2 protein-coding genes are annotated in these 13,372 nt (G+C 34.0%); one reads left to right on the top strand and one right to left on the bottom strand.

The window, feature by feature from the left end; genetic code table 11:
- On the top strand, positions 1–11,823 hold an 11,823-nt coding region (locus AMS59_RS19725; protein ID WP_156304721.1), incomplete at its 5' end, for a non-ribosomal peptide synthetase.
- A gap of 191 nt (positions 11,824–12,014) precedes the next feature.
- On the opposite strand, the gene AMS59_RS19720 is transcribed toward AMS59_RS19725, so the two are convergent.
- Positions 12,015–12,653, bottom strand: a complete 639-nt coding sequence (locus AMS59_RS19720) for a 4'-phosphopantetheinyl transferase superfamily protein (RefSeq protein ID WP_053485429.1) — start codon at positions 12,651–12,653, stop codon at positions 12,015–12,017.
- Between the last annotated feature and the right edge of the window lie 719 nt (positions 12,654–13,372).

Genomic DNA, 13,372 nt, shown 5'->3' with positions numbered 1-13,372 from the left:
CATGTTTCCAAATCAAATCATCTGGCCTATGTCATCTATACTTCTGGAACTACTGGAAAACCGAAAGGTGTCATGGTCGAAAATAGGAATCTGGCGAATTTAACAAACTGGAAAATTACAGAAGGAAAATATAATGAACGTAGTGTGGTTCTTCAAAAATCGACATATGTCTTTGATGCATCTGTGTGGGAAATATTCCCTGGTGGGTTAGCTGGCTCTAAGCTAGAGATTATTTCAGAAACTCAAAATAATGATCCGGTTGAATTGTTAGAAGTATTAACGGAGAAACAGATTACGAAAGCTACTCTAGTTCCCTCTGTATTTAGAATGTTATTAAACCATGCAGAGGCACATAACAGAATAGATTCTTTAAGTACATTAGATAGGGTTTATTTAGCAGCAGAGCCAGTAGATAGAGATTTGTTAGACAAGTATCTCATGACAACAGAAAAGAACTTAAATCGATTAAATAATTGTTATGGTCCAACCGAGGCAACAGTTTGTGCTACATCTCACCGCTTTTCTGACAATACAAATCTAGACATCGTGCCAATTGGAAAACCAATTTTTAATACACAAATATATGTGTTGAATGGCAACAGTTTGTGTGGCATTGGAATGCCTGGAGAGTTATGTATCGGAGGAGCGAGCGTATCTAGAGGATATTTAAACAGACCCGAGCTAACAGCAGAGAAATTTGTAGAAAATCCATATCGTAAGGGAGAAAGAATTTATCGTACCGGAGATTTAGCCCGCTGGATGGAAGATGGTACTATTGAATATCTTGGAAGAATCGACGAGCAGGTCAAAATAAGAGGGTTTAGAATTGAAATCGGAGAAATTGAAAGTAAATTAAGAGATATCCATAGTGTTGAAGATGCGGTAGTCGTGGCAAATGAAGATCATGTCGAGGACAAATATTTATGTGGATACATTGTTGGAAAGAAAAAGTTGGATATAAAAGTCATCAAGGAACAACTAAGCAAAGACTTACCGGAATATATGATACCAGCACATATTATTCAGCTCAAAAGTCTCCCTATTACAGTAAACGGAAAACTGGATAAAAAGGCGTTACCAAAACCTACGATAACTGGCATAGAAGAGTATATTGCGCCAAGAGATGAAATAGAATTCTGTATCGCAGAGGCGTTCCAAGAAATTTTAGGGGCTGAACAAATAGGGATTGATGATAGCTTCTTTGAACTAGGGGGAGACTCCATTAAAGCTATTCGTATCGTATCTAAATTACGTGAGCGTGGATATGAAATAAACGTCAGAACAATAATGCAGAGTAGAACAATACGAGCTATACGAACAGGAATTAGTAAAGTAAAGACAATTGCTGCCGAGCAAGGAGAAGTGACGGGTTCTGTAGAATTAACTCCAATCCAAAAAGATTTCTTCGCAAGCAATCTTGCCGAACCCAATCACTTTAATCAGTCGTTAATGCTAGAAAGCAAAGAGAAAATAAATAAAGAAACTCTTGAAAAGACATTTCAAGCAATTCTAAACCATCATGATATGCTTAGAGCAATATACAATGGTGAAAAACAAATTATTCGTAAAGTTAATAATGATAAACTATATGATTTGACTTACTATGATTTTACAAATATTACAGATAAAGAAGAATTATTTTCCGTTATCGATAAAAAGTCAAGTGAGATACAAGCAAATATTGATCTTTCTGCTGGGCCTTTGTTCAAGGCTGGATTATTCCGAACAGTAGATAAAGACTATTTATTGCTTTGTATCCATCATTTGGTAGTTGATGGTGTATCATGGAGAATTATTACGGAAGACTTAAGTAAAGGGTATGCAACAGCAAAAGAGGATAAAGAGATAATTCTTCCATCTAAGACGATGTCATTCCAAAAATGGAGCGGAATTTTACAGCGATATAGAGATAACCATATTTTAAAAAGAGAAATACCTTACTGGAAAGAAATCGAACAGAAGGTCAAGGAAAGTAAATTACAACTAACAGAAAGTGGAGTCAATTATGGAATACAAAATATTGAGTTTCACTTAGCCGAAGAACAAACAAATCAACTGTTATACAAAGCAGGTAAAGCATACAATACTGAAATTAACGATTTATTACTTACAGCGTTATTTAGAGCGGTGAATCAATTAAATAGACATGAAATAGTATCGGTGAGCTTAGAAGGGCACGGGAGAGAGCCAATTGGTGAACCAACAGTAATAGATAGAACTGTTGGGTGGTTTACAAGCGTGTATCCTGTTGCTGCAAGTGGAATTGGAAAAACAATTAGAGAAGATATCCGTAATATTAAGGAAACCTTGAGGAGGGTTCCAAATCATGGTATCGGATATGGGGTACTGAAAGCATTTGGTGAAGAGGTATTGAAAGGCGAGATACCAGATATTACATTTAACTATCTAGGTGAACTTTATCAAGAAAATCAGAAAGCCGGCTTTGTGATGAGTGACATACCACATGGATTGGATATGTCAGAAAAAAATAAATTAGATACAGCTATTTCAATTAATGGTGAGGTTAGCGGTAAAGAATTACACATGGTCATAAGTTATGATAAGTCGAAATTTAATAAGAACTATATGGCTGAGCTTAAAGATATCTTCAAACTACAGTTGGTAGAAGTAATTGACCACTGTATTAAAATAGGAGAAACCCAAAATACTGCATCAGACTTAGGAGAACTAAAATGGAGTGACAATGAATTCACTTTAATACAGCAAAGGGTAAAAGAAATCGGATGTGAGATAGAGAGAATATATCCGTTAACAGCCTTGCAAGAAGGCATGTTGTATCACAAAATGGAAAATAATCTTTCTACAAGTTATGTGGTACAAAGTGTATTTAAAACAGAAAATAGTTTAAATGACAAAGCTTTAAAGGAAAGTTTAGAGTTACTCGCAGAAAAACATGAAATATTAAGGACAAGTGTGATATACCGTAATGTAAGTGAGCCAAGACAAACATTATTAAGGGGTAGATTAATTGAATACAATCGTGTTGATTTATCAAAAGAAGAAAATCCACAAAGCAAATTTGAAGAGATAAAAAAAGATGATGTAAATAGAGGGTTTGATTTAGAAAGAGATAGTTTACTTCGAATGACGGTAGTAACACTTAGTGAGATGGATTACATTATTATGAGTTTCCATCATATCATAATGGATGGTTGGTGCATGTCTATCCTAATGAATGACCTTCTTAGTTATTATAAGCATCTATCTGATAATAACAATAAAGAAGAGTTCAAACGAAATATCAAAAAAAATCCAAGATACGAAGAGTATGTGCATCAGATACAATCTAAAGATAAAGAATCATGTACTTCATACTGGAAAGAATTATTAGATGGATATCAGGAGCAAACAGAAATCCGACCTCTAGGAACTGTTGATGTAGCAGAAGAAATGGTAGGAAGCGTAGAAATAAGCCTTACAAAAGAACAAAGCGACAGATTAGAAGAGATTAGCGGAAAGCATCATATAACCATCAATACAATTGTTGAAGCGGCATGGGGTGTTGTTTTACAGAAATATAATAATGTAACTGATGTAGTGTTTGGTAAAGTAGTGTCAGGTCGAAATGTAGAGGTTAAAGGCATTGAGGAAATGGTAGGACTATTTATCAACACTATTCCTGTCAGGGTAACGACAAATAAAGAAGAAACCTTATTAGAATTAATATTGAATTTGCAAAAACAGGCACTAAAAAGTACACAATATGACTACTGTTCACTAGCGGAGATACAGAGCCAAAGTAGTCTAGGCAGTGAATTAATTCAAACGATGCTTGCTTTTGAAAACTACTATGAGCAGGAACAGAAGACAGATGATGGAACAGATTGGTCATTAGAATGTGCAAGAGAACAGACCAATTATTCCATTACCTTAAGTGCCTACAAATCAGAGACTCTAGGTATAAGGCTAATGTATGACACGAATATGTATGGAAAAAGTGAAGCAGACAGAATTCTGAGTTGTTTGCAATCTGTACTTCGCAATTTTATAGATAAACCAGATATACAAATAAGCAACATTGAATTTTTAGATGCACAGGAGCAAGAGAAAGTTCTAAATAGTTTCAATACTACAGAAACAGCATACCCAAAGGATAAGACCATTATTGAATTATTTGAAGAACAGGTGAATAAGACACCTAATCATGTTGCAGCTGTATCAAATGGCCAAGACATCACTTACGCATTATTGAACCAAAAGTCGAATCAATTGGCTAGAAAACTCCGATATGTAGGAGTAAAACCAAATGAGTTTGTAGGAATTATGGCTGAAAGTAGGCTGGAGACGATTATTGGGCTACTGGCCATTTTAAAAGCAGGTGGAACCTATCTTCCAATAGATCCAAAGTATCCAATCAATCGTATTCAATATATCCTTCAGGATAGCGGGAGTAAACTGATTCTTACAGGGAATACAGATCTATTTAATAGCCTAGACGAATCCGTCTCAGTAATCAGTTTGTTAGACAATGACATTTACACTGGGTTATCTGACAATCTATCACATATCAATCAGTCTCAAGATTTAGCTTATTTAATCTATACATCCGGTACAACGGGGAATCCAAAGGGTGTCATGATCGAACATGGAAACGTTATTCGTTTGGTTAGAGATACCAATTATGTTGATTTTACAGATGTGAAAATATTACAAACAGGGTCATTAGCATTTGATGCATCCACATTTGAGATATGGGGGGCCTTGTTAAATGGAGGCAGAGTGTATTTAGTGGATGAGGAAGTATTAGCTAATCCCAAATTATTACATCAAACGATATTGAGTAATCAAATCGATACAATGTTTATTACAACAGCCCTGTTTAACCAGTTAATAGATATGGATGAAAAAATCTTTGATTCTTTAAAACAATTATTGTTTGGAGGAGAAGCAACATCAGAGGAACATGTCAGAAAACTAATGAATAGAAATAAGAAAATAAGATTTTTAAATGTATATGGTCCTACAGAAAATACAACATTTACGACATATTATCCTATTAAAGTTGAGAATCAATTAAAGAAAACGCCTATAGGGAAACCAATTTCTAATACGAAGATATACATTTTGGACGGTAACAGTCTATGCGGAATTGGAATGCCTGGAGAATTATGCATCGGAGGAAACGGGGTTGCAAGGGGATATTTAAACAGACCTGAGCTAAACGCAGAAAAATTTGTGGAGAATCCTTACCAACCTGGAGAAAGAATTTATCGAACAGGAGATTTAGTACGCTGGATGGAAGACGGAAATATTGAATACTTAGGAAGAATTGACCAACAGGTCAAGATTCGGGGATTCAGAATCGAACTTGTAGAAATTGAAAATAAGTTAAGAGAACTGAACGGTATTCAAGATGCCGCCGTCATTGTAAGGGAAGAAGATGGGGATAAATATCTGTGTGGATATGTCGTAGGCTCAGATGAGTTGGACATTCGCACGATCAAAGAACAGATAAGTGAAAGTTTACCAGAATACATGATACCAGCGCATCTTATGAAACTTGAAAGTCTACCTGTTACAGTAAATGGAAAATTGGATAAGAGAGCATTACCGAAACCAACAATTACAGGGATAAAAGAGGATTATACTGCCCCGAGAGATGAAATTGAAAGTTGTATAGTAGAGGCATTCCAAGAAGTTCTAGGGGCTGAACGAATAGGAATTGATGATAGTTTCTTCGAACTAGGTGGCCATTCATTAAAAGCTACTAGACTAGTAAATATTTTAGAAGAAAAGATCCAAATTCGAATTTCTTTACGCGAGATATTAACAGGTAAAACAGTAAGAAAATTAGCAGAAAAGGTGAAAGAATCATCTGCAATTGAACTATATTCACCTATTGAGAAACAACCAAAAAATGATAGTTATGAAATGAGTTCGTCTCAAAAAAGAGTATTCGTCATTGAGCAAATGCAGAAATCAAACATCACCTACAATGTTCCGATAATTTTTAAAATTGAAGGGTGTATGGATTTAGTACGTTTGAATACTGCACTGAATCGTCTATGCGAGCATCATGATTTATTAAGAACTCACTTTGCATATGATAAAGACAAGTTTGTTCAAATTATAGAAGAGAAGGTTGAAATAGAGTTAGAATATACAGAAGAACGTGAAGAAAATATTCAACAAGTGTTGACAGAGTTTATACGACCGTTTGATTTAAGCAGGGCCCCTTTAATGAGAGCAAAGGCTGTTAAAATTGCTGATCGTGAAACAATATTGATGTTAGATATCCATCATATTATTTATGATGGCGGGTCGGCGAGGGTATTGTTGGGGGATTTAACTCGCTTATACAATGAGGGGAGCTTGCCAACAGCCCGTGTGCAGTATAAAGATTACAGTGCATGGATAAATAAACGGGATATAAGTGAAAAAGAAAAATACTGGATAAATGAATTTTCGGGTGAAATCCCTGTATTAAATTTACAAACAGATTTTCCTAGACCTCAGCAGCAAAGTTACAAAGGAAGTAACTTTACAACAAAGCTAAATAACAATCAAAAAGCTTTCGTCAAAACAATGAGTAAAAAAACAGGAGCGACAGATTATATGATTTTATTGTCATCCTTTATGTTATTACTCAGTCGCTATAGTAGGCAGGAAGAGATTATAGTAGGGAGCCCAATTTCAGGAAGAATTCATCCTGAAACACAGGATATGTTAGGAATGTTTGTAAATACATTAGCCATTAAAGGGGAACTGTATTCACATCTGACATTCAGTGAATTAGTAGAACAAATGAAAGAAAAATGCTTAAAAGCTTATGAGAATCAGGAATATCCTTTTGAAGAATTGGTTGATAAAGTTGAAATAGAAAGAAATCTTTCAAGAAACCCGTTGTTTGATGTCATGTTTGTATTACAAAATAATGAAGAGGCAGAAGTGAAATTAGGGGATACTAACCTAATACCAATTAACTTTGACTATACATTAGCAAAATTTGATTTAACAGTGAGTATGGTGGAAACCGAGGAAGGCTATGAATTAAACTGGGAATACTGTACAGACTTATTCAAGCGAGAAACGATAGAACGTATGAGTGTTCACTTTAAAGATCTATTAATCAATTCCTTACAGTATCCAGAAAAAGCACTTCATGAAATTGAATTATTAAGCAATCAAGAAAAAAAGAAAATTCTTTCTGAATTCAATGCTACAGAAACAGCATATCCAAAGGATAAGACCATTATTGAATTATTTGAAGAACAGGTGAAGAAGACACCTAATCATGTTGCAGCTGTATTAAATGGTCAAGATATCACTTACGCATTATTGAACCAAAAGTCGAATCAATTGGCTAGAAAACTCCGAGATGTAGGAGTAAAACCAAATGAGTTTGTAGGTATTATGGCTGAAAGTAGGCTGGAGACGATTATTGGGCTACTTGCCATTTTAAAAGCAGGTGGAGCCTATCTTCCAATAGATCCAAAGTATCCAATCAATCGTATTCAATATATCCTTCAAGATAGCGAGAGTAAACTGATTCTTACAGGGAATACAGATCTATCTAATAGCCTAGAGCAATCCGTCTCAGTGATCAGTTTGTTAGACAATGACATCTATACTGGATTATCTGACAATCTATCACATATCAATCAGTCTCAAGATTTAGCTTATTTAATCTATACATCTGGTACAACGGGGAATCCAAAGGGTGTCATGATCGAACATGGAAACGTTATTCGTTTGGTAAGAGATACCAATTATGTTGATTTTACAGATGTAAGAATGTTACAAGCAGGTTCATTAGCATTTGATGCATCCACATTTGAGATATGGGGAGCCTTGTTAAATGGAGGTAGAGTGTATTTAGTAGATGAGGAAGTATTAACTAACCCAAAATTATTACACCAAATGATATTGAGTAATCAAATCGATACAACGTTTATTACAGCAACCCTGTTTAACCAGTTAATAGATATGGATGAAAAAATCTTTGATTCTTTAAAACAATTATTGATTGGAGGAGAAGCAGCATCAGAGGAACATGTCAGAAAACTAATGAATAGAAATAAGAAAATTAGGTTTACAAATGCATATGGTCCTACAGAAAATACAACATTTACGACATATTATCATTTTAAAGCTGAGAATCAATTAAAGAAAGCGCCTATCGGGAAGCCAATTTCTAATACGAATGTATACATTTTGGACGGTAACAGTCTATGCGGAATTGGAATGCCTGGAGAATTATGCGCCGGAGGAAAAGGGCTTGCAAGGGGATATTTAAACAGACCTGAGCTAAACGCAGAAAAATTTGTGGAGAATCCTTACCAACCTGGAGAAAGAATTTATCGAACAGGAGATTTGGTACGTTGGATGGAAGATGGAAATATTGAATACTTAGGAAGAATTGACCAACAGGTCAAAATTCGGGGATTCAGAATCGAACTTGGAGAAATTGAAAATAAGTTAAGAGAACTGAACAGTATTCAAGATGCCGCTGTCATTGTAAGGGAAGAAAATGGGGATAAATATCTGAGTGGATATGTCGTAGGCACAGATGAGTTGGACATTCGCACGGTCAAGGAACAGTTAAGTGAAAGTTTACCAGAATACATGATACCAGCGCATCTTATGAAACTTGAAAGTCTTCCTGTAACAGTAAATGGGAAATTAGATAAAAGAGCATTACCGAAACCTACAATTACAGGGATAAAAGAGGATTATACTGCCCCGAGAGATGAAATTGAAAGTTGTATAGTAGAGGCATTCCAAGAAGTTCTAGGGGCTGAACGAATAGGAATTGATGATAGTTTCTTTGAATTAGGAGGAGACTCCATTAAAGCCATCCGCATTGTATCAAAACTTCGTGAGCATGGGTACGGAATTGATGTCAGAACCATTATGCAAAGCAGAACTGTACAAGCTATACGAAAAGAAATAAGCGAAGCAAAAGCAATGACTGCTGAGCAAGGTGAAGTGACAGGTATAGTGGAGTTAACGCCAATTCAAAAAGATTTCTTTGCAAGCCAACTTGCAAAACCTAATCACTTCAATCAAACCTTTATGCTAGAGAGTAAAGAAAAAATAAATAAAGAATCTCTTCAAAAAGCGCTAATCGCTATTGTAAATCAACATGATATGATTAGGGCGATATATATAAATGGCGAACAGCACATACGACCTGTCGGAGAGAATAATATGTTCGATTTATCAATTTATGATTTTACAAATATTGAAAATAAAGATGAATTGTACTCGACTATTAATAGGAAATCGAATGAGATACAAGGGAGTATTGATCTTTCAACTGGACCGTTATTCAAAGTAGGCATGTTCCAAACAACGGAAAAAGATTATCTGATGCTTTGCATTCACCATTTAGTGGTAGATGGAGTATCGTGGAGAATTATTTTGGAAGATTTAAAAAGAGGATATTACGCAGCAAAAGAGAATAATGAGATAATTCTTCCATCTAAGACGATGTCATTCCAAAAATGGAGCGAGGCATTATTGAGATATAGAGAACAGCCAGCATTAACAAGAGAAATCCCCTTCTGGAAAGAGACAGAGCAAATGGTTAAGCTAAGTAGGCTACAACCGATAAAAAGTGGAGATGAATATGAAATACAAAATATGGAGATCCGCTTAACAAAAGAACAAACAAATCAACTGCTATATAAAGCAGGTAGAGCTTACAATACTGAAATTAACGATTTGTTATTAACAGCATTATTTAGAGCTGTAAATCAACTAAATGGACAGGAAATAGTATCAGTAAGCATGGAAGGACACGGGAGAGAGCCAATCGGTGAACCAACAGTAATAGATAGAACTGTTGGCTGGTTTACAAGTGTGTATCCTATTGCCGTAAGAAATATTGGAAAATCAATTAGAGATGATATTTATAATACAAAAGAGACCTTGAAAAGAGTTCCAAATCGCGGAATAGGCTATGGTGTACTGAAAGAATTAGGAGATAAAGTGCTAGAAGGAGAGATACCTGATATTACATTTAACTATCTAGGCGAATTTACTCAAGAAGATTCGACAGACGACTTAGTGTTAAGTGATATACCTCACGGTGAGGACGTTTCAGAGGAAAATAGATTTGGTACGCCAATCTCAATGAACGGTGCAATTACCAACAAGGAACTCCATATGGTCATAACTTACGATCAGTCAAAATATAGTAAGAACTTCGTGGCTGAACTACAAAGAATTTTTAAACAGCAGTTGGAAGAAATTATTGATTATTGTGTAAAAGCAAGAGAAACTGAGCGTCAGGAATTGACAGATTCAGATTCGAGTATTGAACTAACACAGTTTATATGGTCAAAATTTGGAGTAGACAGCATTCTTAAGACTATTCAAGTAGAGAATACGCTCTACTCGATACTATTTGTTGAAAATCTGAATAATGAGTTGAGAGAGAAGATAATAGTACTTATTCAAAATCAACTAGTATTCCAACAAATACCGCATTATATCATTCATATGGATCAATACGGATTATTAGCATCATCAGTCATGAATTTAACTTCATTTAGACACATGTGTATCGATTCAAATAGAAATACGGAGTTACATCCTTCAGAAATTGAATTAATGAAATTTAATCAGAATGTAGCAAGAGAAATTAAAGCACAGTATGTAGTCTCCACTATGCAAAAATGCTTCCTTGCAACAGAAGGTAATACAATTGAAGAAATAATTGTACTTGAAGGAAACTATAATAAAACAAAGCTGATTGAAGTATGTAAACAAATTATTCAAGAACAAGGTGTACTAAGAAGTTCTTATAAGGAAGATCAGGGAGAATATACTATATTAGAACATGAATATCACTCATCGTGGTATATTCCTTATATTGATTTGAGATACGCATCACTTGACTACATTAATAATGTTTACGATCAAATTCATAAAATGAGAGATGAGAAATCTGAAAATGTTTTGAGTAGAATAGTAATTACGAAAGAATCTGAACGACACCATACTATTCATATTATTGTGCATCATAGTGTTTGGGATAAAACAAGTACACAAATCTTCCAAGAGAAGATTCAGCATTTACTCGATGACAATGTGGACAATTCAATAATAATGAAGGAATCTTATGACCAATATATACACGAAGTTACACACTATGATGGAAATGTTAACAATGGAGAAATATCAGAGTTATATCTTAATAGTTATTTAAATTGCGTGGATACAAACATCACATATAATAAAGAGAATGTTCTCGAAAAATCAACACGATCTTTAATAAAAATGGGTCCAAATATATTAAATTTATACAAAGAAAAACCATGGAATCTACTGATGCACTTATTGAAGGTTCTTGCTAGAGAGAATCAGTTAGTTCCAGAAAATTCATCAACAATACCAATGTTTATTTTGCAGGAAGATAGAAGATATATGAGAAATGATTATACAAATACATTGGGAGAATTTTTAGACTTGTTGCCAATATTACTTGATTGTAACCAAGATATGATGGAATGGAACATGCAGGAGTATGTAGAAAGAATTCAAAAAGCTAAAAAAACTCAACATATTAATTTTATGGAACTTCTTTCTAAAGAAAGAGATAATTTATCTTCCATAGTACCATCAGTTCTCTCGATTAACTTTCAAGGTGGATTTGATTTAACGTATGAATCATTCCTAAAAATTACAAATAAAGAAAATTACAGAGGTAGTACAGAAATTGTTGTAAATAATTTTGATAATTATTTAGTCGTATTTTATCCTATGTTTAATAAATGTTCGAAAAACATAGAAGAAATTTTACAATATGAGTTTAACTTACTAGAGAATAATCTCTGTGCATTAGAGTTCTCATGAAAATTCTAGATAGAATGTTTAACAGTCTTATAAATTATGCCGTAGTATAAGCTTAGATCACACTTAAAATCCTCCGAATTAATGAACAATTCCATTGATTCGGAGGTATTATAATAAAGTATTAGCAAAATTATTGCGGGGGAATATATGGACTCCACTAATGTAATGGAATGCATTTTTATACATTCGTTTTATTGAATTAAGTCAATTAAAGAGAGCCTATTGATTTTCATATTAGGCTCAAGAGAGCAACTACTTATAATATAATTTTTGTTATGAAATAATTGAAAATAACTATGATATTTTTCAAATGTCATCTCTGATTGAGATGAGAAATCTATATGTATCATATCTTCTGAGATACCTTCACCTGTCATTTTTAAATAACTTTCTTTTAGAGTCCAGTATCGAGTAAAAACTATTTCTGGGCAATTACTACGATTCAAGGTATCAAGCTCTTCCTTACTACATACTACTTCAGCCAATTTCTGATCGTACTCAATAAAGTCTTGAACATCAATACCGATTTCTCGTTTAGAAATAGCAACTACCACACAGTAGTCACAATGGCTAATGTTAAACTGAATATGTGGGTTATTAAGTAGATACGGTTTCTGATTTTCTTGATACCCAAAATTTATTGTTTGTGAGAATGCGTATTCGTTCTTTAATCCATACATTAATAGTAGATAAGAAATAATACTGAGTTTTTTATCAACTAACCGTTTATAATGTAGAACTTTTTGCTGTCGTTCATATGGAAGTTTTTCAATCATTTTATTGCAGATCTCTTGTGTGAAGAGATCAATTGAGTCAAAATAATAAATCATACACTCCATCCTTTTTCATTATTTTCCAAATTATTTGTTATCCATGGTAACTACTAGATATATTTTACACTTTTCTACATATATATGGTAATACGGAATTATAAAAAATAAGTGCACCTTCTCGGTACGCGTCACAAATGGTCGTATAGCCTTGATTTTTTAATCAGATATACGGCTATTTTATTTTCCGCATGGCCTGAAGAGGTACTGAGCTATAATGAAAAACTATATTACCCGATAGCTGTACAAGTTGTTCCGGTAATCAAAAATCCAGAAAAATAAAAATAGTTTAAAACTCAAGCTATACAGGTGAAACTAATATAGCTTGAGGTAGATACAGGATCAATAAAATAGTTAAGAGTAAAGAGTGGGTAAGTAGTCTTATGCGGTAATTAAGTATATTTATATAATGTTACCACTTATAAAAGGTTCAAGGATGTGAGTTTTTAAATGGAGGAAAAATAAATACTATTAAAGTGCCGGGAAAAACCAAAGCAACAGCTTCACATTGTGCCTAACCCCACCATACGACGTAGAACTACTATAAGAGAACTATTTAATATAAGGGTGTACGTTGATATACTTACATTAATTTATATTTTAGTTAAAATAATGGTCGCAACCAAAAGTTGCGGGTGACAGTGATGTTAGTCTAAATAATGGACACAGAGAATTGGGAGTTTATAAAGTATAATAACCTTAACAATTTACTAGGAGTG

The organism is Lysinibacillus sp. FJAT-14745 (genome assembly GCF_001275675.1).
In the GTDB taxonomy this organism is placed as follows: Bacteria; Bacillota; Bacilli; order Bacillales_A; family Planococcaceae; genus Lysinibacillus.
This window is presented reverse-complemented; position numbering and strand designations above follow the sequence as displayed.

What these genes read in the sequence shown, in the direction of transcription:
- AMS59_RS19720 (WP_053485429.1), bottom strand. Translation starts at nt 12,653, where the DNA reads ATGATTTATTATTTTGACTCAATTGATCTCTTCACACAAGAGATCTGC.